General features: G+C 55.4%; 17 protein-coding genes and 1 pseudogene. 8 read left to right on the top strand and 10 right to left on the bottom strand.

Annotated elements, in window-relative coordinates; all coding sequences use genetic code 11:
* Position 1: 1 nt before the first annotated feature.
* The 4 genes from AB4Y96_RS01320 to AB4Y96_RS01335 all read right to left on the bottom strand — a co-directional run bounded on the left by AB4Y96_RS01320 (position 2) and on the right by AB4Y96_RS01335 (position 4,945).
* Positions 2 to 1,147 (bottom strand): ABC transporter ATP-binding protein, encoded by a 1,146-nt coding sequence (locus AB4Y96_RS01320; protein ID WP_441915135.1) that lies wholly within the window; start codon positions 1,145 to 1,147, stop codon positions 2 to 4.
* A 72-nt stretch (positions 1,148 to 1,219) separates the two neighbouring features.
* Positions 1,220 to 2,311: a polyamine ABC transporter substrate-binding protein gene (locus AB4Y96_RS01325; protein WP_091883718.1), complete on the bottom strand. Its 1,092-nt coding sequence runs from the start codon at positions 2,309 to 2,311 to the stop codon at positions 1,220 to 1,222.
* A 168-nt stretch (positions 2,312 to 2,479) separates the two neighbouring features.
* Positions 2,480 to 3,427: a DMT family transporter gene (locus tag AB4Y96_RS01330; protein ID WP_441915137.1), complete on the bottom strand. Its 948-nt coding sequence runs from the start codon at positions 3,425 to 3,427 to the stop codon at positions 2,480 to 2,482.
* Between the two features lie 96 nt (positions 3,428 to 3,523).
* Entirely contained in the window at positions 3,524 to 4,945 is a 1,422-nt protein-coding gene (locus tag AB4Y96_RS01335) for a helix-turn-helix domain-containing protein (protein ID WP_441915139.1), read from the bottom strand.
* A 250-nt stretch (positions 4,946 to 5,195) separates the two neighbouring features.
* Between AB4Y96_RS01335 and aceA the strand changes: the two genes are divergently transcribed.
* The 4 genes from aceA (at position 5,196) to AB4Y96_RS01355 (ending at position 10,251) form a co-directional block, all read left to right on the top strand.
* A complete protein-coding gene (aceA, locus tag AB4Y96_RS01340) occupies positions 5,196 to 6,485 on the top strand; it encodes an isocitrate lyase (RefSeq protein WP_441915141.1) in 1,290 nt (429 codons plus the stop codon).
* Positions 6,486 to 6,612: 127 nt separating this feature from the next.
* The gene (locus AB4Y96_RS01345; RefSeq protein ID WP_027230260.1) at positions 6,613 to 6,846 is read left to right on the top strand and encodes an SMc00767 family acetate metabolism repressor; all 234 of its coding nucleotides are present in this window, start codon (positions 6,613 to 6,615) and stop codon (positions 6,844 to 6,846) included.
* 447 nt (positions 6,847 to 7,293) lie between these two features.
* On the top strand, positions 7,294 to 8,727 hold the full coding sequence (locus AB4Y96_RS01350) for a glutamine synthetase family protein (RefSeq protein WP_441915143.1): 1,434 nt from the start codon (positions 7,294 to 7,296) through the stop codon (positions 8,725 to 8,727).
* Positions 8,728 to 8,964: 237 nt separating this feature from the next.
* The gene (locus AB4Y96_RS01355) at positions 8,965 to 10,251 is read left to right on the top strand and encodes an NAD(P)/FAD-dependent oxidoreductase (RefSeq protein WP_441915144.1); all 1,287 of its coding nucleotides are present in this window, start codon (positions 8,965 to 8,967) and stop codon (positions 10,249 to 10,251) included.
* Here the strand turns inward: AB4Y96_RS01355 and AB4Y96_RS01360 are convergent.
* Positions 10,248 to 11,039 (bottom strand): crotonase/enoyl-CoA hydratase family protein, encoded by a 792-nt coding sequence (locus AB4Y96_RS01360; RefSeq protein ID WP_441915146.1) that lies wholly within the window; start codon positions 11,037 to 11,039, stop codon positions 10,248 to 10,250. The two genes, AB4Y96_RS01355 and AB4Y96_RS01360, sit on opposite strands and share 4 nt — an antisense overlap.
* Positions 11,040 to 11,129: 90 nt before the next feature.
* Between AB4Y96_RS01360 and AB4Y96_RS01365 the strand changes: the two genes are divergently transcribed.
* Positions 11,130 to 11,771: a TetR/AcrR family transcriptional regulator gene (locus AB4Y96_RS01365; protein WP_441915148.1), complete on the top strand. Its 642-nt coding sequence runs from the start codon at positions 11,130 to 11,132 to the stop codon at positions 11,769 to 11,771.
* Positions 11,772 to 11,827: 56 nt separating this feature from the next.
* Here the strand turns inward: AB4Y96_RS01365 and AB4Y96_RS01370 are convergent.
* Positions 11,828 to 12,595, bottom strand: a pseudogene (locus AB4Y96_RS01370) (cobaltochelatase CobT-related protein); the annotation flags it as partial.
* Between the two features lie 30 nt (positions 12,596 to 12,625).
* Positions 12,626 to 13,750, bottom strand: a complete 1,125-nt coding sequence (locus AB4Y96_RS01375) for a beta-ketoacyl-ACP synthase III (RefSeq protein WP_441915150.1) — start codon at positions 13,748 to 13,750, stop codon at positions 12,626 to 12,628.
* Between the two features lie 139 nt (positions 13,751 to 13,889).
* Between AB4Y96_RS01375 and AB4Y96_RS01380 the strand changes: the two genes are divergently transcribed.
* Complete coding sequence (locus tag AB4Y96_RS01380) at positions 13,890 to 15,494, top strand: inorganic phosphate transporter (protein ID WP_441915152.1); 1,605 nt, start codon at positions 13,890 to 13,892, stop codon at positions 15,492 to 15,494.
* A gap of 44 nt (positions 15,495 to 15,538) precedes the next feature.
* On the opposite strand, the gene AB4Y96_RS01385 is transcribed toward AB4Y96_RS01380, so the two are convergent.
* The 3 genes from AB4Y96_RS01385 to AB4Y96_RS01395 form a co-directional block, all read right to left on the bottom strand.
* Positions 15,539 to 16,381 carry an oxidoreductase gene (locus AB4Y96_RS01385; protein WP_441915154.1) on the bottom strand — a complete coding sequence of 281 codons (843 nt, stop codon included), beginning with the start codon at positions 16,379 to 16,381 and terminating at the stop codon, positions 15,539 to 15,541.
* Positions 16,382 to 16,763: 382 nt separating this feature from the next.
* Positions 16,764 to 17,513 (bottom strand): SDR family oxidoreductase, encoded by a 750-nt coding sequence (locus AB4Y96_RS01390; protein ID WP_441915156.1) that lies wholly within the window; start codon positions 17,511 to 17,513, stop codon positions 16,764 to 16,766.
* A 52-nt stretch (positions 17,514 to 17,565) separates the two neighbouring features.
* Positions 17,566 to 19,041, bottom strand: coding sequence for an aldehyde dehydrogenase family protein (locus tag AB4Y96_RS01395; RefSeq protein WP_441915158.1), 1,476 nt, complete (start codon positions 19,039 to 19,041; stop codon positions 17,566 to 17,568).
* A gap of 158 nt (positions 19,042 to 19,199) precedes the next feature.
* Here AB4Y96_RS01395 and zwf point away from each other — a divergent pair, with 158 nt between their 5' ends.
* Complete coding sequence (gene zwf / locus AB4Y96_RS01400) at positions 19,200 to 20,669, top strand: glucose-6-phosphate dehydrogenase (protein ID WP_441915160.1); 1,470 nt, start codon at positions 19,200 to 19,202, stop codon at positions 20,667 to 20,669.
* A gap of 2 nt (positions 20,670 to 20,671) precedes the next feature.
* Entirely contained in the window at positions 20,672 to 21,370 is a 699-nt protein-coding gene (gene pgl / locus AB4Y96_RS01405; RefSeq protein WP_441915162.1) for a 6-phosphogluconolactonase, read from the top strand.
* Position 21,371: the final 1 nt, after the last annotated feature.

The raw sequence follows: 21,371 nt of genomic DNA on the forward strand, positions 1-21,371 counted from the left end.
CCTATGCTGTCAGCAGGATACCGGCATCGGTATCGAAATTGACCCAAACCATATCGTCATAACCAAGTGGATTTTCGACCGTGCGCACCGCATTGAGGCTGGCCGCCTTGATGATGCGTCCGCTTTCAAGCCGCACGTGGAAAACGGTCATGTCGCCGAAATAGGCAATATCATAGAGTTCGCCATGGGCAGCATTGATGCTGGTATCAGCGGGCTCTTTGCGGCTGAGGCGGATTTTTTCCGGGCGGATAGCGAAGCCGACCGTCTGGCCAGCCGAGCAATCGCGTGTTGCGTCGGTGCGGATGGTGATCTTGTCGGCAGGAACGTTGATATCGACTTTGCCGGGAACCACAGTCGAAACCGTACCTTCAAACATGTTCACATTGCCGATGAAGTCGGCAACAAATTTCGAATTTGGTGCTTCATAGACTTCGGCAGGTGTCGCCACCTGCTTGACCTTGCCTTTGTCCATGACGGCAATACGGTCGGCCATGGTCATGGCTTCTTCCTGATCGTGTGTCACGACCACGAAGGTGAGGCCAAGTTTCATCTGCAGGTCCATCAACTCGAACTGCGTTTCTTCGCGCAGCTTCTTGTCGAGGGCGCCGAGAGGCTCATCCAGCAGCAGAACTTTCGGCCGTTTGGCAACACAGCGGGCAAGCGCCACACGTTGACGCTGACCACCGGAAAGCTGATGCGGTTTGCGCTTGGCGAACTGCTCAAGCTTCACCAGCTTCAGCATTTCGGCGACACGCGCCTCGATCTCGTTCTTCGGCATGCCGTCCTGCCTGAGACCAAAAGCGATATTGCCTTCCACCGTCATATGCGGGAATAGGGCATAGGACTGGAACATCATGTTAACGGGCCGCTTATAGGGCGGAATACCGCGCAAATCCTGCCCATCGAGCAGGATGCGGCCGGAGGTCGGCTCTTCGAACCCGGCAAGCATGCGCAGAAGTGTGGACTTGCCACAGCCCGAAGCGCCCAGAAGGGCAAAGAATTCCCTGTTATAAATCGTCAGGGACAAATCATCGACAGCGGTGAAGTCGCCGAACTTCTTGGTTACATTTTCGAAGGAAATATAGGGTTTTGCTTCAGGATCGTTCCAAGGTGCGAATTTACGGCGAAAGCTTCCCAGTGATTTCATGATTTGCCCCGGCAGTTTCTTTGGTCTTGATGTTAAAAACCCCGGCATTTTCTGCCGGGGTTTTCTCGAAATTTACTGGCCTGTTACGACTTTGGTCCAGAGCCGCGTTACTGTCCGCTGCGTTTTTGTATCRTAAGGCGTCACCGTGAAGAGCTTCTTCAGCGTGGCTTCATCCGGATAAACCGCTGGGTTTTCCAGAATGGACTTGTCGATGAACTCCTGCGAAGCCTTGTTTCCGTTGGCATAGGAAACGACATTTGAAGCTTTGGCAGCCACTTCCGGGCGCAGGATGTAGTTGATGAATTCGTGTGCCTCAGCCACATGCGGCGCATCGGCAGGGATCGCCATCACGTCAAACCACATCTGCGCGCCCTGCGAGGGGATCGCATAATCGACCTTTACACCGGCATTGGCTTTTTCTGCGCGATCCTTGGCCTGCAGAATGTCACCGGAATAGCCGAGCGCGAGGCAGATATCACCGGCGGCCAGCGCATTGATATATTCGGACGAATGGAACTTGCGGATAGACGGGCGAACCGCCGTCAACAGGTCTGCGCCCTTGGCGAGTTCATCAGGATTCTTGCTATCCGGATCAAGACCAAGATAAGCGAGCGTTGATGGCAACACGTCCGATGCGGAATCAAGAACATGAATACCGCAATCCTTGAACTTGGCGGCCATTTCCGGCTTGAACAGGATGTCCCAGTTCGGACGTTCGTCCGTGCCGAGAATCTGCTTCATCTTGTCGACATTGTAGCCAAGGCCAGTGGTTCCCCACATATAATCGACGGCGTACTGATTGCCCGGATCGTATTTCTCGATGCGCTGATTGATCAGGTCCCATGTGTTTTTCAGGTTCGGCAGCTTCGACTTGTCGAGTTTCTGGAAAACGCCGGCAGCAATCTGGCGCTGGAGGAAGGATGCCGTTGGAACAACAACGTCATACCCCGTGCCGCCAGCCAACAGCTTTGTTTCGAGGATTTCATTGGAGTCGAAGGTATCATAGACAACCTTGATGCCGGTTTCCTTGGTGAAATCAGCCAAGATAGTGTCATCAATATAATCGGACCAGTTATACACGTTGACGACGCGTTCCTGTGCGCCTGCCGCCGTGGCAAGCCCAAGGGCAAAAGTGGCCGTTAAAAGAATGGATTTGATACCCATAAATGCCTCCATGCTACTGACACCTGATCTTTCAGCCGTGTCAGGGGTTCCCAAGTTTACCCTACCTTTTTAGATTGCGATCACTTCGTCAACTGGGTTGCAGCAACTCCTTTGCTGAAAGTTGCAGATGAACGAAATTTTGAATGCAGCATTTTGGCGCACGGGCCGTCAGGCAGCCTGTTTTTTCGCCAAACCCGAACGTTGACGCCGGTATTCCCAGCCGAGATGGAAAAGCAACGCACAAAGAATGATCCCGCCGCCAATGATGGTGCGCTGGGCGGGCACTTCGTTATGCAAAAGCCAGACCCAGACAGGCCCAAGCACGGGTTCGAGTGTGCCAATCAGTGCAGCCAGCGCCGAGGGAATGAGGCGTGCTCCACTGACAAAAAGCGCGAGGCCAAGACCGAGATTGACCGCACCGAGGGCAATCAGGAAGCCAAAATCACCCATACTTACCGAAAATGATCCAGCCATGAGGGAAGCAGCGCAGGCTGCCATGACGGTCCCGAGAAAAACAGCTGGTGTCATGCGCAAATGGGCTTTGCGCCGTGTGATAACGGTGGCAGAGGCGAAGGATATGGCAATCAGCAGTGCGAGAAGATCACCAATGGGTGAAACCTCACCATCAAGCGAATCGGAAACCATGATGGCGACACCGGCGATCACAACTGCAATCGCACCCCAAGTGGCAAGGCTTACCCTCTCGCGAAACAGCACCCATGAAATCAATGCGGCCAGCAGCGGCACTGCCGCTTGAAGCAACAGGACATTGGCAACCGTCGTATAAGACAGGGCAACGATGAAGCAAGACGAGGCGATGGCAAAACAAATGCCGACGCCTATTCCCGCCAGCCCCATATTCCGGAAAAGCCGTAGCGTTCCAACTGGTCCATCCCGCACGAGCATGAAACAAAGCAGGAAAAGCGCGGCAAAGACCGAACGCCAAAACACCACGGTCCAATTGTCAGTGGTTTCCAGAAACCGCGTGAGAGCGCCGCCCGTGCTCCACGCAATCGCAGAGCCCGCCACCAGCAGACAGCCGAGCGCCGTATCCGATGCGCTTTTGGCGGGGTCGGGTGCGGTCACAGGCGGCAGCGGGATGGACGAAACACTCATGAGCGCACAATGCCAAATTTCAAGCTTTTATTGAGCTTGGGAAACGACTGGAGATTGTCGCTTTTTGCATTGTCTTCGCCAGTAAATCCAGTGGCATCACTGGAAATCGAAGGCGCTGAGACCCGTCACCATTTCATCCAGTCCCAGCGGGCGGGTAACTGGCGGCTCGGCGCGCGATAGACAGGCGGAGCGTTCACACAGACGACAGGCAGGGCCGACCGGCGTTGCGCTGATCCCCTTCGCTCCAAGGGCCGCCCCATAGACCGCTTCATCGGCAAAGCCGATATCGCAGCCAAGCAGGATCGCCGTGCGGCGCGGACGCTCATTGAAGCCGCCCTGCGGGCCTTCCAGCGTGCGGGCGATGGTCATGAATTCGGCGCCACCGGGCATTTCGATGGCTTCTACGAGAATCTGCCCCGGCTGGGCAAAGGCGGCATGCACCGCCAGCTTCGGGCACTCCCCACCAAAGCGTGATTGCGGATAGCTCTGTGCCCCTGCGCGGCGAAAACGATTGCCCGCATGGTCAACCTCGAGCATGAAAAACGGAATACCGGCTGCGCCCTGTCTTTGTAGCGTTGTCAGCCGATTGGCCGCCTGTTCAAAGGAAACATTAAAGCGCGAGCGCAGCACATCGACATCATAGCGGGCACGCAGGGCCGCTGTTTGAAACGCCTGATAGGGCATCATCAAGGCTTGCGCGGCATAACGGGCAAGTTCGAACCGCGCGATACGGCGCGCTTCATCGGAAGACAGTTTTAGTTCCTGTATTTCCGCTGCGATCACCACCTGCATGCGAATGAGTACGGCCTCGATGGCCAATTCGCGCAATTGATCGAATGGCGACAGGCGCTCCGAGATAAACAGGCGCTGCGAATGCCGGTCATAACGCCGCCGCCAATTGGGCATGGTCGCAACGGGTAAAACGCGGACGGTGATCCCATGCTCGCTCTTCAGCCATGCTTTCAAGGCACCGGCCAGATCATCGCCCGGCTTGATCAGATGAATAAAGCTGTCCACCTCGCCTTCGATGCGGGCAAAATGGTTGGGTTTGCGCTCAAGCACTTCGCGAACCTCGTTGAGCGGCAAACGGGTGGCTGACAAGGACGGCGCGTGCCCCTCCTTTGCCAACATGCCTGAAAGGTCAGACAGGCGCTCCAGCGATTCACGATAGGCGCGATAAAGCTTGACGATACCTGCCGCCGCATTGGGTGCGGCATCACCAATCTCGATCAGTTCCTGATCACCGGGCAATTCGCCATTGAGCAGAGGATCCGAGAAGACCTCTTTCAGCGCAGCCATGGACGAGCCGGTTTCAACCTGCAGCGTATCAAGTTCAATCTTGTAGGTGGATGATAGCTTCAACAGCAGCTGGACAGTCAGCGGGCGCTGATTGCGCTCGATCAGATTGAGATAGGACGGCGAAATACCCAGCGCCTCGGCCATGGCCGTCTGCGTCAGCCCCTGTTCGTTGCGAATGCGCCTGATGCGTGGACCGGCAAATATCTTTCCCTCGGCCATATCAGCCCCTTATGTCAGCAATATTGACAAGATTTACATAACCCTACCGTAACAATCACTATTACAAAATTTACAAATTTACAAACCATATTTGTCAAAGCCGCGACATGCTAACTCGATAAATCCGCCTGATATGGCGATATATATTGGAATTACTGCGCTGCAATGTAAATTCAGTCACATGAACGCAGCCATCGAAACTCCCAATTGAACTGTCTGCGATCGCCTCAACAGAGCTTGGAGAAAGATAATGACTGATTTTTACAACCTCGTACCAAATGCCCCTGGAGGTCGTTTCGATGGTATTGAACGTCCCTATACGCCTGACGATGTCAAAAAGCTGCGCGGTTCCGTTCAGATCAAATATACTCTTGCTGAAAACGGAGCCAACCGCCTCTGGCAGCTCATCCACGAAGACGATTTCGTCAACGCCCTTGGCGCGCTCTCGGGCAATCAGGCGATGCAGATGGTGCGCGCGGGCCTTAAGGCGATTTACCTCTCCGGCTGGCAGGTTGCCGCGGATGCAAACACCGCATCCTCCATGTATCCTGACCAGTCGCTGTACCCTGCAAACGCTGCTCCGGAGCTTGCAAAGCGCATAAACAAGACGTTGCAGCGTGCTGACCAGATTGAAACAGCAGAAGGCAAAGGCCTGTCGGTTGATACATGGTTCGCGCCGATCGTTGCCGATGCGGAAGCCGGTTTTGGCGGCCCGCTCAATGCTTTCGAGATCATGAAGGCCTTTATCGAGGCTGGTGCTGCCGGTGTACATTATGAAGATCAGCTGGCATCGGAAAAGAAGTGCGGCCATCTCGGCGGCAAGGTTCTGATCCCGACTGCTGCGCATATTCGTAACCTGAACGCGGCGCGTCTTGCTGCCGACGTCATGGGAACGCCAACTCTGGTTATCGCCCGTACGGATGCGGAAGCTGCAAAACTTCTAACCTCGGATATTGACGAGCGCGACCGGCCATTTGTTGATTATGATGCCGGACGCACCACGGAAGGCTTCTATCAGGTCAAGAACGGTCTCGACTCCTGCATCGCCCGGGCGATCGCCTATGCGCCGCATGCGGACATGATCTGGTGCGAAACGTCAAAGCCTGATCTGGAACAGGCCAAGCGCTTTGCCGAAGGCGTGCGCAAGGAACATCCGAACAAGCTGCTTGCCTATAATTGCTCGCCTTCGTTCAACTGGAAGAAGCATCTGGATGAAGCAACGATTGCCAAGTTCCAGCGCGAACTGGGTGCGATGGGCTACAAGTTCCAGTTCATCACGCTGGCCGGGTTCCATCAGCTTAACTTTGGCATGTTCGAGCTGGCTCGCGGATATAAGGACCGTCAGATGTCGGCCTATTCCGAATTGCAGGAAGCGGAATTTGCAGCCGAGGTAAACGGCTACACCGCGACCAAGCATCAGCGCGAAGTTGGCACGGGTTATTTCGATGCGGTTTCGCTGGCAATCACCGGGGGGCAGTCCTCGACAACAGCCATGGGTGAATCGACTGAGACGGCACAGTTCCGCCCGGCAGCCGAATAACGGCACTCAATCCGGACCGTCGGCGAGGCCCTTACATGCCGCCGGTCCAGTCAGGACAATCATTTCGATTGCCCGGGACAGTCAAACTGATTGTCTCACTGCAACGCCAGAAACAAGGAGCATGATCATGGCACCGCAGACACGCGTGAAGGAACGGGCCGAGGAGCAATCATCGGCCATGAATGCAGACCAGCAGGCTGTCATTCGCATGGTCGCGAATGATCTGCATCGCCTCAACCAATCCGTCATGAAGGCAGTGGATGCCGGCGTGTCTGTGGAGTTGGTTCGCTCTGCCCGCCACCATGGTGGCGACGGCAACTGGGGCGACCTTTTGATCCCGGTTGTTGTGACCCGGCAATAAGCTCACCGTGGCCTTCTCTGGTTTCGGTCTGGAACCAGCACGGCGCGCTGAACCGTCCGCAAGCAATTGCGGACGGTTTTGGTTTTTGGGAGTAGCTTAGTCTAAAGTCTGGGTTGATTGACGTTCGCCGATTTGTAATCGTGTGGTGGCATTTGAAACTGGTGAATATCCCGACTTCCCGTCATCTTCTACCCTCGGTCATCCTCTGGCTTGACCCGAGGACCCACGGCTAGAGAGACCAGATGAATCCGCACATTCAGCGCTTTTAAGTTATGGGTCCTCGGGTCAAGCCCGAGGATGACTGAGAGTTGGGGGCTCTGATGACGGAGGGGAAGATTTTGGCCGCGCAACACCCAAACCTCTCACTCACAATTTTCTTTTGCCCACCCTCCCATAGCGTGCAATTTTCATCTATCATCCGAAAAGTGCAATAAATTCTGGTGATTGATGCCTTCTGAAACTCCTGAAAAGAAACCCGCACGGACTTCAACGCGGCGGCGCACGCCTGCCTATGTCAAAGCCACGCGGGGCGTGAAAAACTGGCGAGAAGCTTCCGAATGGCTGGCCTGGCGGGATATCGAAGACATTGAATGCATCACGCCCGATCAGGCCGGGGTTGCGCGCGGCAAGATGATGCCGTCGAAGAAATTCACCTCCAACACATCGCTCGCGCTGCCTTCCGCCGTGTTCATGGCAACGATATCCGGTGACTATCCTGAAGATGGTCATGGCTTCTCCTATCCGGAAGATGATGGCGATCTTAAACTGATGCCAGACCTTTCCACCCTGTCCGTTGTGCCTTGGGAGAGCGATCCGACCGCACAGGTCATTTGCGATCTCGTGAACAAGGATGGGGAAGCCGTCGAGTTTACGCCGCGCAATGTTCTGAAGCGCGTTGTGGCCGCCTATAGCAAGAAGGGCCTGAAGCCTGTTGTCGCGCCTGAAATCGAATTCTATCTGGTCAAGAAGAATCCTGACCCTGATTATCCGCTGACACCGCCTGTTGGTCGGTCGGGCCGCGCCATTGGCGGCGGTCAGGGCTATTCCATCGCGGGCGTCAATGAATTCGACGAGCTGATCGATGATATCTACCACTTCTCCGAAGGTCAGGGCCTTGAGATCGATACGCTGATCCACGAAGAAGGTGCCGCGCAGCTCGAAATCAATTTGCGCCACGGCGATCCGGTGGAACTGGCCGATCAGGTTTTCCTGTTCAAGCGCACGATCCGCGAAGCGGCACTGAAACACGATATGTATGCCACCTTCATGGCCAAGCCCATTCAGGGTCAGCCGGGATCGGCGATGCATATTCATCAGTCGATCGTTGACAAGAAGACCGGCCGCAATGTGTTTTCCAACCCTGACGGTACGGAGAGCGAAGCATTCAGGCATTTCATCGGCGGTATGCAAAAACATGTCCCGGCTTCGCTGGTGATGTTCGCGCCTTATGTGAACTCCTATCGCCGATTGACACCGGCTGCTTCGGCACCTGTTAACGTAAAGTGGGGTTACGATAACCGCACAACGGCATTCCGTGTGCCGCGTTCGGACCCGGCGGCGCGGCGCGTGGAAAACCGTATTCCTTCATCAGATGCCAATCCCTATCTGGCTTTGGCGGCATCACTCGCCTGCGGGCTGCTCGGCATGAACAACAAGATCGAGCCTGATGCTCCGGCTTCCACGACAGTCAATGACAATCTCATTGAATTGCCGCGCGGGTTGATCGAGGCGACCATATTGTTCGAGCACGACAAGGACCTGACTGCCATGCTGGGGCAATCCTTCGCGATTACCTATGCGGCCATCAAACGTGCTGAGTTCGAGACGTTCATGGAAGTTATCAGCYCGTGGGAGCGTGAATATCTGCTGCTTAATGTGTAATTCGCTGTAATTCGTGGTTCGCCCTTCGACAAGCTCAGGAAGCTCACCATGAGGGAGATGGATGGTGCAACCGCTAATCGCAGAGATTGCAGCGCGAAGGATGCAGAATTTAGCACCCCTCATCCTGAGCTTGTCGAAGGGCCTCATGGTGAGCTTCCTGAGCTTGTCGAAGGGCGAACCACGAACCGTACCACGTGAGACGCTGCAGCAGATCGGTAAATGAGATTGCAAGATAATATGGCATATCAATCCCCCATCTCCCCCGGCATCTCCTGGTATGAATCAACCATTGATGATCGCACCGAATATCCGGCATTGGATGGCTCGCGAACTGCCGATGTTGTTATTGTGGGCGGCGGCTTTACCGGGCTTTCGGCGGCTGTCCATCTCGCCTCGGCGGGTGTTGATGTGGTTTTGCTGGAGGCCTATCGCTTTGGCGACGGTGCTTCCGGCCGCAATGGCGGTCAGCTTGGCACGGGTCAACGCGCCTGGGCGGAGGAACTGGAAGGCCAATATGGCTTTACCCGCGCCAAGGCACTTTTCGACCTTGCCGAGGAAGCCAAGGTGCACCTTTTGCAATTCGCCGAGACGCACAAGATTGATATCGAGTTCGTGCCCGGACAAATGTCCGTGGTGCACAAGAAGCGCTATCTGAAAGACTACCAAGCCCACGCGGAACTGATGACGACGCGTTTCGGCTATCCCCATATTCACTACATGGATGCCACGGAAACGGCGGAGCGACTTGGCTCGACACGCTATCTCGGCGGTGTTTACGACGCAGGCACCGGTCATATTCAGCCCATGAAGCTTGTTGTCGGCACCGCAAAGGCTGCGGCCAAGGCCGGGGCACATCTTTACGAAAACACCAAGGTGACAGGCATCAGCTCTGAAAATGGCCGCGTCACTGTTACAACGGCCAAAGGTAGCGTGACAGCCGCCAAATGCCTGATTGCCGTTAATGCCTATGGCGGCAATCTTGAACCGGTCAGCGCCTCCCACGTGATGCCGATCCGGTCCTTTATCGGCGCAACAGTGCCGTTAGGCAGTGACAGTCCTGTTCTGCCCGGTGGCGAGAGCGTTGACGACTCCCGCTTCGTCGTGCGCTATTTCCGCCGTTCGAAGGATGGCCGCCTGCTGTTTGGCGGACGCGAAGCCTACACGGCCGACAACCCGCTCGATATCAGCACACATATCCGTCGGCAGATCGCCGAGATTTATCCGGCACTCGCGGACGTGGAAATCACGCAAGCCTGGGGTGGCTCCGTCGGCATCACCCTGCCTCGCCAGCCCTTTGTGCGTGAGGTCATGCCCAATGTCATCTCGGCGGGCGGTTATTCCGGCCATGGCGTGATGCTGTCGAACTATGTCGGCAAGCTCTATGCGGAAACGGTTGCGGGCAATCGCGACCGCCTGAAATTGCTGGAAGAGCTGAAAATACCGTCATTTCCCGGCGGACGTACATTCCGCGCGCCGCTGCTGTTTCTAGCATTGAGCTGGTATGCCTTGATGGATCGGATCTAATTGCCAGTATAAATAGGGGTTCGCCGCTCGATCCATGCATCCAGCCCTTCGCGCGTATCCCGCGAGGAAGCAATGCGGGCAAATTGTTCGCTTTCCATCTGCAGCCCCTCAGCGATTGTCACATTCAATCCGCGTGTAACGGCGGTGATGATGCCCGCCGCCGTTACCGAAGAATGGCGAAGAATACGGTTGGCCAATTCAACTGCTGCAGGTAGCAGTTCGTCATGCGGTACGACCTTGTTAATCAGCCCCAATTCCAAAGCTTTTATGGGCGAGAACGTGTCACCGGTGAGCAGAAGTTCCAGCGCCCGCTTGCGCCCTGCAAGGCGTGGCAAACGCTGAGTACCGCCAAATGTTGGCGGGATACCGATATTTATCTCCGGCTTGGCAAAAACAGCCCTCTCGCTGGCGATGGCCAGATGCACCGCTTCGGTGATTTCGCAGCCGCCACCAAAGGCTATACCATTGACCGCAGCGATAATCGGCTTGCGAAACGCCTCCATCCGCGCCGTCATAGCCTGCCCACGTCGCACGAACGCCTTGACGGCAACTTCTACTCCCTCGCTGATACTGCCAGAGAATTCGTGGATATCACCCCCGGCGGAAAACGCCTGATCGCCAGCACCTGTGATGATGACGGCGCGGATTTCAGGATCATCTTCAATGCGGTCAAGAAACTGCAGCAGCAGATCATTGGTCGCATAGTTGAGGGCGTTGAGTTTTTCCGGGCGGTTCAGGGTCAGGAAAGCGATATTGCCCTTCATTTCAAACAGTACGGGATCAGACATGGGTTTAACCTTTCATAATGGAGGCCTCACCCGAAAAGTTAGAACGACACAGGGATTGTGTATATTCACTTGTTAGTATACTTTTCTCACATGCCAAAGACATCCGACCCAACCCGCGAGCGTATCCTTGATGCCGCGAACCGCCTGTTTTATGCGGAAGGTATTCGTGCTGTGAGTGTCGATGCCATTGCTGAAACCGCTCAATTGACGAAGCGTACGCTGTATTACCACTTCAAAAGTAAGGACGATCTGATCGCAGCCTATCTGGAGGCGCGCGATCAACCAAACCTTGTGCTCTTTGCCAAATGGTTCAACGAAGCGAATGGAACAATTGCTGACAGGGTCGAAGCAATCTTCATCCAGTTGGCCAAAGCCGCGCGGCACAGGAAATGGAAAGGCTGTGGTTTTCTGCGAACGGCTGCTGAACTGGCAAACATGCCCGGACATCCGGCTATCAAGATCGGCTCGGCGCACAAGAAGAAATTTGAGGCATGGCTGGCCGGGATTCTGGATATTGCCGGATCAAACGAGCCATCACTCCTTGCCCGTCAAATCGTTCTTTTGATGGACGGAGCCTTTTCCGTGATGCTCGTTCACCGCGACGCCAGCTATGTCGAGGCGGCAGGTGCCGCAGCCAAGGCGCTCGTCAATGCCCGTTGTACCAGCACCAATAATGATAGTGCGCAAGCTTCAGGTTCAATGGCCCGTTCGATCAGTTCAGGCTCACGATAGCGCTCATCTGTAACCAGCAAATAGCCGACGACGAACCCTTGTTGTTTAAGTTCTGTTTCAACTTTTTTCTGATGATCAATCAGAATGTTCCTGTTGTCATTAGCAAGTAGCGTCGAATCATCAACGGGTGCACCATCGGAAACAACGCATATAATACGATTTTTCCAACGTATTGCATCCAAACGGGACGCGGCCCATTCCAATGCTTCGCCATCGATATTCTCATGAAGTAGATCCGAACGAAGCGCATGACGAACATGCCAGGGAAAACCGTTGATGGAATCCGCGCTGGAATAAATAATATGCCTCAGATCACACAAGCGGCCCGGATTTCTGGGTTTACCAGCCTTGACCCAGGAACGCCGAGACCTCCCACCCTTCCAGGTGGTCGTCGTGAAGCCAAGTATTTCCGATTTGATATTTAGCTGAGCCAGCGCGCCCGTGGCGGCTTCAACGGCAAGAAGAGCGGACAACATCCTCAGACCACGCATTGAACCAGAATGGTCAATGAGAAACGAAACAACCGTTTGCGATTTCTGCTCGCCGCCGAGCTCTTTATGCAGGTGCGCAACCAGACGACCAGCCGCTGCACCGATGGTTATGCGCTCGCCTCGAAATTCATTGTCAAAACGTCTGGCAGCATCTTCAAAACTTGTCACTTCACCTGGAAGTGAATTTCCCAGCACAGCGGGAATCTTATCAGCGTCGATGATCTCATCAAATATTGTTGTGAACGGCAAATATTCACCGGAATCGGGCGTGACGCCTGGAACTGGCCGAGAGGGCGTTGGAGCCCTGAACCATTTCGACCATTTGCCAAACATGCCCACCCCGCTTTTAAGTTGACCCAGCCGCTAAAGCCTCTTCACAATCACACTGCCAACGGAATAGCCCGCTCCAAAGGAGCAGATGACACCAAGACTGCCTGGTGCGAGATCGTCGGAATATTTTGAGAAAGCGATGATGGAACCCGCAGAGGATGTATTGGCATAGTCCTGCAGAATGTTCGGCTGTTCACCAGCGTCGGGCTCACGGCCCAATACCTTTGATCCGATCAGATCGTTCATGCCTTTATTAGCCTGATGCAGCCACAGCCTTGAAACATGGGCGGGTGCAATGTTCTCATCGGCAAGATGGGTGAGAATAAGGTCAGACACGATCGGCACGACCTGCTTGAAAACCTTGCGGCCTTCCTGACGGAACAGCATATCGCGGCGGTCGGTCATGTGGCCTTCGCGGGTGCGGCGCAGGAAACCGTTATTGTTACGGATATTGTTGGAAAACTGGGTGAGGCAGCGGGTCGAGATGATCTCAAAACGATCAGATGCCGTTGCAAGATCGTCACGTTCCAGAAGCACGGCGGTGCAGACATCGCCGAAAATAAAATGGCAGTCGCGGTCACGCCATTCGAGGTGGGCTGAACAAATCTCCGGATTGACCATCAGGATTGCCCGAGCAGAACCCGAACGGATCATATCGGCAGCCGCCTGAATGCCGAATGTCGCCGATGAACAGGCGACGTTCATGTCAAAGCCAAAACCTTGAATTCCCAAGGCTTCCTGTACTTCGATAGCAATGGCCGGATAGGCACGCTCATGATTGGAAGCGGCGCAGATCACTGCATCCACATCGGCGGCAGTGCGGCCTGCCTTGGCCAAAGCATCGGTTGCAGCTTTAACAGCCATTTCGGCCATGACAGATATTTCGTCGTCGCTGCGCTCGGGCAAAACAGGGTGCATAATCTCAGGATCGAGAATACCTGATTTGTTGAGCACAAAGCGCCGTTCAATGCCGGATGCGCGGAAAATGAAATCTTCGGCGGACATGGTCAGCGGCGCCCGCGTGCCCGCCGCAATCTCATCGGCATGGATTTCATTCTGCCTGGTGGCATAGGTATTGAATGCCTCGACGAGCTCGGCATTGCTGATGGAGAGTTCCGGCGTAAACACACCGGTACCGCTTATGACGACCTTATGCATGGCGTTTCCATAGTTTTTATCTGTCTCAAGCGTTAGACGCTCAATTGTTCCCGCGCAAGCTATCTTGCGCTGTCATCAAGAGTTCACGGGCGAGTCTTAGCTTTCCCCGGTGTTTGAATTCAATACTGGGGATTTTCTAATGACGGTAAGCAATGCGACTGATGCACGTCTGGTGAAAGACGAACACCCGCTCGACAAACCAAACAATTTAGGGAACTGGCCGAATTATGCTGTGGTTGCCATTCTGATCGGCGGCCTTTTTTATGTAGGATATTCTCTCACCCAGGATCTGACCAGTTCGGTTGCCGTACCGTGGATTCTTCTCGGTCTTGCACTCGTCACCGCACTCGGCTTCGAATTCGTCAATGGTTTCCACGACACGGCCAATGCCGTCGCAACGGTGATCTATACCAATTCCCTGCCTGCCGAGATCGCCGTTATCTGGTCTGGCATTTTCAATTTCCTCGGGGTCATGACCGCAAGTGGTGCTGTCGCCTTTGGCATCATCTCCCTTCTGCCAGTGGAACTGATCATGCAGGTTGGCTCCAGTGCTGGCCTTGCCATGGTGTTTTCGCTGCTCACGGCAGCCATCCTGTGGAATCTCGGCACCTGGTATCTCGGCCTTCCGGCCTCAAGCTCCCACACACTGATCGGTTCGATCGTCGGTGTTGGTCTTGCCAATCAGTTTATGGCACCTTCCGGCACTGCCACCAGCGGCGTTGACTGGTCCAAGGCGACGGAAGTCGGCATGTCCCTGTTGATTTCGCCACTTGTCGGCTTTGGCATGGCCGCGCTGCTGCTGATCGTGATGAAGGTTCTTGTGAAGAACAAGGCGCTTTATGAAGCGCCGAAGGGCCAGACACCTCCGCCTTTGTGGATTCGCGGCCTGCTGATTTTCACCTGCACCGGTGTTAGTTTTGCCCACGGCTCCAATGATGGTCAGAAGGGCATGGGTCTGATCATGCTGATCCTGATCGGTGTTGTGCCCACTTCCTTTGCGCTGAACCGCACCCCTGACATCAACTATCTCGAAGCTTATAAATCTGCAGCAACCGCCGCAGCAACGACACTGCGCACCTATGAAAAACCCGGCATCGCCGTGACCGATGCCAATGCAGTGGTCAGCAATGCGGTGCGCAGCAAGACATGGAGCGATGAAACTACGGTTGCGCTGCGCCAGTTCATCGAAAAGACCAATACAAGCATTTCGCCTTACGGTTCCGCATCGTCAGTTCCAGTTGGCATGGTCAGCAATACACGTAACGACATGTATCTGACCGGTGAAGCGCTGAAACTGATCGACAAGGCCAAGCTGTTGCCAATGCAGCCTGCCGACATTGCCACCATCAAGACCTATCATCAGGCCATCGACAACGCGACCAAGTTCATTCCGACATGGGTAAAAGTTGCCGTGGCTCTGGCCCTTGGCCTTGGTACAATGGTCGGCTGGCGGCGTATCGTCGTGACCGTCGGCGAAAAGATCGGCAAGACGCACCTCACCTACGGGCAAGGCGCGTCCGCTGAACTGGTTGCCATGGGAACCATCTTCACCGCCGATACGCTGGGTCTGCCCGTCAGCACGACCCACATCCTCTCATCGRGTGTTGCCGGATCGATGGTTGCCAATGGTTCGGGCTTGCAGATGTCAACAGTCCGTAACCTGCTGATGGCGTGGGTGCTGACGCTCCCCGTCTCCATCGCGCTGTCATTCACGTTGTTTCTGATCCTGCGCCATATTATCTAGGCGCACGAAATTAAAAATGGCCGGCATTTGCCGGCCATTTTGTTTTATTCCTTTGGCGCGTCGGCGCCTTCCGTAACGTCAGCCCAAGCAACAAAATCGCGCTGGAGTTCGACAATCTTATTACGCGCTCCAGCCAGCGCCGCCTTGCCGAGCAACAGCCGCAACGGCGGCTTCTTCGCTTCGACCGCCTGAATAATGGCTTTTACCGCGCGTACTGGATCGCCCGGCTGATTGCCGCTGGAATTTCTGATCTGCTCTGCCCGCTGATCCGATGTCTCACGGTAATCTTCGATGGTTCTCGGTGCTTCATTCGCCGAACGTCCGGCCCAATCCGTACGGAAGCCACTGGGTTCAACGATCAAAACCTTGATGCCGAGGTGGGCCGTTTCCTTCGACAGGGATTCCGAAATCGCTTCGACACTGAATTTGGTTGCGTTGTAGAAACTGACGGCAGGGTTGGCCACAAGACCGCCGATCGACGAAATGTTGACAACCATACCGGAACGTTGCTTGCGCATGACGGGCAGAACAGCACGGGTCATATTGACCAGGCCCCAGACATTGATTTCGAACATTTTGCGGACTTCATCGATGTCGCTTTCTTCGAGCGAGCCGAAGTAGCCAATACCGGCATTGTTGACGAGCACGTCTATGCGACCAAAGCGGGCTTCTGCCGCCTTGACCGCAGCCGCAATATCCTCGGCCTTGGTCACGTCAAGCTTGAGAACAAGGGCATTCTCCTCATTGCCCTTGGCCAGATCTTCAATCTGCGCCGTGTTGCGTGCGGTGATAATGGTGGGATAGCCGAGTTCAAGCGTATGGCGCGCAAGCTCGCGACCAAAACCGGTTGAACAGCCAGTGATGAACCAGACGGGTTTCGATGTCATGACAGTGTCCTTGAAAGATGGGTTGCCCCGTTGATCGGCGTGCGATCAACCAAAAGCAGCCATTGCGTGAATTGGACGACATTTTTGATGTAGGCCAGTATGGCCCCGTTTCAAGACAAAAGCGTGTGATTTAACGCTGAGTATATACCCTTAAGCAGATTGCTGTGGTGTGGGGTTCGTGGTGCGTGGTTCGACAAGCTCACCATGAGGGAGAGTGAGGATGCAACGCTAATCGCCAGCATTGCAGAACTTGGCTCCCTACATCCACCCATTTCCGTCACCCTCGGGCTTGACCCGAGGATGACGGGGAGAGTTATCTCCTCATGGTGAGCTTCCTGAGCTTGTCGACGGGCGAACCGCTGCACAACGGTGTTGCCCAAGTCTAAATACAGCGCCCACCATCCACCTCAAGCGCTACACCAGTGATGAACCCGGCTTCGTCGGACGCTAGCCAAAGCGCGGCGTTGGCAATATCAAGCGGCGTGGAGAGGCGACCGAGCGGGATCGAAGCTTTGAACTGCGCGCGCTTTTCCGGCGTATCTTCGCCCATGAACAGGCTGAGCATCCCTGTTTCACCCGCGACCGGGCAGAGGCAGTTGACACGGATATTCTTGGGCGCAAGTTCAACGGCCATGGATTTGGTTGCGGTGATCGCCCACCCCTTGGATGCGTTGTACCAGGTCAATCCGGGACGCGGGCGCAGACCCGCCGTGGAAGCTGTGGTGATGATGGAACCGCCGCCCTGCATTTCCATGATCGGCACGACAGCAAGCGTCGCATAATAAATCGCCTTCATATTGACTGCTGAAATGAGATCGAACGTACTTTCATCCACATCAAGCATGGAGCCATTGCGATGGGTGAACCCCGCATTGTTGACCATGATATCGACGCGGCCGAACGTATCCATGGCAGCGGCGACCATGGCGTCCACGTCTTCCTTGCGTGACACATCAGCCTGAACGGCAATCGCTGATTTGCCAATGGCGGTGGCAACAGTTTCAGCGCCCTTGTGGTTGAGATCGGCGACAACAACATTTGCCCCTTCCTCGGCAAAGCGCTTCGCCATGCCTTCACCAAACCCGGATGCTCCACCAGTAATAATTGCTGTCTTGCCTGCCAAACGGGCCATGTCATTTCCTCATGCTTGTGATCTTGGATTGATTATCGGGGAGCGGGTCCAATCAATCGTGCCGGAACACGATCGTTTTGGTTGCGGACATATCGAAGAGCGCTTCAAAGCCTTTTTCGCGTCCATGGCCGGATTTCTTGAAACCACCGAAGGGAAGTTCCACACCGCCGCCAGCGCCATAGGCATTGACAAAAACCTGACCGGCGCGAACTTTTTTGGCAACGCGATGCTGGCGCGCGCCATCTTTGGTCCAGATACCGGCGACAAGGCCATATTCAGTGCTATTGGCAAGCCTGATAGCATCGGCTTCATCATCGAATGCAAAGAGCGACAGAACCGGCCCAAACACCTCTTCCTGCGCCAGAACAGAAGCGGGATCAACCGCACCGAAAAGCACCGGCGCGACGTAATAGCCTTCCAGAGGCGCATCGACATGAATGGAGCCACGGGCAACCACTTCAATACCTGTCGCTGCGGCGGCAGTGATAAAATTCTCGACCTTGTTCTTCTGCGCCGGATTGACCATGGGCCCGAGATCAAGGTCCATGTCGTGCGGCCCGGCGACCAGCTTGCCGAAACGCTCGCCAAGTGCTGCGGCGACGTCGTTGTAAATCGGGCGTTCGATCAGGATACGGCTGCCCGCCGAACAGGTCTGGCCACCGTTCTGGATGATGGCATTGACCAGAACCGGCAAAGCCTTTTCCACATCCGCATCGGCAAACAGGATTTGCGGTGATTTGCCACCAAGTTCCATGGTCACGCCGCGATTGTTGGTGGCGGCGGCCTGCTGGATCGCCGTGCCGGTTACAGGCGAGCCGGTGAAGGTAACGTAATCAATGCCGGGATGCGATGAGAGCGCCGCCCCTGCATCCCGGCCATAACCGGTGATGACATTGAGAACACCATCGGGAAAGCCCGCTTCAATGGCGAGTTCACCAATGCGAATGGCCGATAGCGACGCATCCTCAGCCGGTTTGATAACCAGCGTGTTGCCCATAGCCAGCGCTGCGCCAACCACGCGCGCCATGATCTGCATCGGATAGTTCCATGGGATGATACCGGCAACCACGCCATGCGGCTCGCGCAGGGTGAGCGCGGTGAAGCCGTCAAGGAACGGGATCGTATCGCCGTGAATCTTGTCGGCGGCACCGCCGTAAAACTCATAATAGCGCATGGTCGCTGCAACATCCGCCTTGCCCTGACGCACGGGCTTTCCGGTATCACGCGATTCAAGCGCGGCAAGTTCATCGCCATGTTCTTCAACAAGCTGGCCAAGCCGTGTCAGCAACCGCCCACGCTCAAAGGCTGGCATTCTGCTCCACGGGCCATATTCAAATGCGTCCCGTGCGGCACGGACGGCACGGTCCACATCACTGGCATTGCCTGCCGGGATGGTTGCGAAGGGCAAACCATCGGACGGACACAAAACAGTGATCGTTTCTTGCGAGAGTGCGGCGACACGCCGACCATTAATGACATTCAGGAAATTCTTGTCCTGAGCGACGATTCTGGAGAGATTCTGATCCATGACTGCTTCCTGCTTCACAGCAATCGTATTGGAATTGCGCCCGCTTGGGAATGCATTTTGACGCAGAAGTCGGATCGGGACTGGCCTTTTTAAATCGATTAGATTATACAGACCTGCATCCGAAGACGCGTAATTTTGGCATAGCGAGACTCATTCTTATGACAAGTCAGATTATCCCGGTTGACCCTTTCGACTGCATCGTATTTGGCGGCAGCGGCGATCTTGCCGAGCGCAAACTGATCCCGGCGCTCTATCAGCGCCAACGGGATGGTCAGTTGTCCGAGCCTACCCGCATTATCGGTGCATCGCGTTCCGCCATGTCCAACGAAGACTACCGCAAATTTGCGGAAGCCGCGATCAAGGAACATGTGAAGCCCGAAGAGATCGACAAGAAGCAGGTCGAACAATTCCTCGCCCGCCTCGCCTATGTCGCGGTTGATGCGACATCGGACAATGGTTGGGATGATCTGAAAGTCGCAATCGGCGATGCAAACAAGAACATCCGGGCCTTTTATCTCGCCGTCAGCCCGAACCTCTTCGGCGACATTGCCAGCCGTTTGAAGAAATATGATCTCATCACCGATCAAACCCGCATCATTGTTGAGAAGCCGATTGGCCGTGACCTTAAATCCGCTATCGCGCTCAATGACACAATTGGTAGCGTTTTCAACGAACAGCAGATTTTCCGTATCGATCACTATCTCGGCAAGGAGACGGTGCAAAATCTGATGGCGCTGCGCTTTGCCAATGCGCTTTACGAGCCGCTGTGGAATTCGGCTCATATCGATCACGTCCAGATCACCGTGGCGGAAGCGGTCGGGCTTGAAGGCCGCGCCGGTTATTATGACACGGCAGGCGCACTGCGCGATATGGTGCAGAACCATATGCTGCAACTTCTTTGTCTCGTTGCGATGGAGCCGCCCGCATCCATGGATGCCGATGCGGTGCGCGATGAAAAACTGAAAGTGCTGCGCTCCCTTGCCCCCATTGATGCCAAGAACGCCGAGGAGCTAACCGTCCGTGGCCAGTACCGCGCCGGTGCTTCGGCTGGCGGCCCCGTCAAGGGCTATCAGGAGGAATTGGGCTCCACAAGCAACACTGAAACCTTTGTCGCCATCAAAGCCGAAATCGCCAATTGGCGCTGGGCTGGTGTTCCCTTCTATCTGCGAACTGGCAAGCGGCTGGCAACGCGCGCATCGGAAATCGTGGTTTCATTCAAGCCCATTCCACACTCGATTTTTGGTGAGGGCGCAGGCCGCGTGGTTGCCAATCAGCTGGTTATCCGCTTGCAGCCAGACGAAGGCGTCAAGCAGTGGATGATGATTAAAGACCCGGGTCCGGGCGGCATGCGCCTGCGTCACGTTCCGCTTGATATGAGCTTTGCAGAATCGTTTCAGGTGCGCAGCCCCGATGCTTACGAGCGCTTGCTGATGGACGTGGTGCGCGGCAATCAGACCCTGTTCATGCGGCGCGATGAAGTGGTGGCAGCATGGCGTTGGGTGGATCCGATCCTCAAGGCATGGACGGATAATGACCAGCCTGCCGCTGGATACACAGCCGGAACATGGGGGCCATCCGCCGCTATCGCCTTGATTGAGCGCGACGGACGCACATGGCACGAGACATGATCATGCAACAGACATTGAACAGCTTTGCCGATGGAATTGCTCTTGCCGAAGCCTTGGCAACAAGCGTTGCGGAGCATTTGCAAGCCGCGTGCGATGCGCGCGGCAAGGCAGTTCTGGCGGTATCGGGCGGAACAACACCTGCCCGCTTTTTCAAGGCTTTGTCGGGCAAGGACCTGCCTTGGGACAAGATCACTGTTACCTTGGTGGATGAGCGTTTTGTGCCGCCATCCAGTGACCGTTCCAACCAGAAGCTCGTGACAGAACTACTCCTGCAGAACGCGGCTGCAAAAGCCAATTTCGTCGGCCTCTATCACCCCGCTGCCAATACGGATGAAGCGGTGAAGGCAGCAACCGCAGCCGTTGCCGCATTGGGCCAGCCTTTCGATGTGACAATTCTCGGCATGGGCGGCGATGGCCATACGGCCTCGTTCTTCCCGGGTGGTGACAACCTTGCCGAGGCAATTTCGCCTGAGCAGTCAGCGCTTGTTTTGCCAATGCAGGCTGATGGTGCCGGTGAGCCGCGCCTGACCCTGACGTTGCCGGTTATCGTCAAATCCCGTTTCGTGGTGCTGCACATTGAAGGCGATGGCAAAAAGGCCGTTCTGGATAAGGCGCTTGGTGGTGGGGCAACCGAAGACATGCCCATTCGCGCAATCCTGCGCCACACGCCGATCAATCTTGAGATTTTCTGGGCTCCATAAG

The organism is Phyllobacterium sp. TAF24 (assembly GCF_052113785.1).
Lineage (GTDB): Bacteria > Pseudomonadota > Alphaproteobacteria > Rhizobiales > Rhizobiaceae > Phyllobacterium.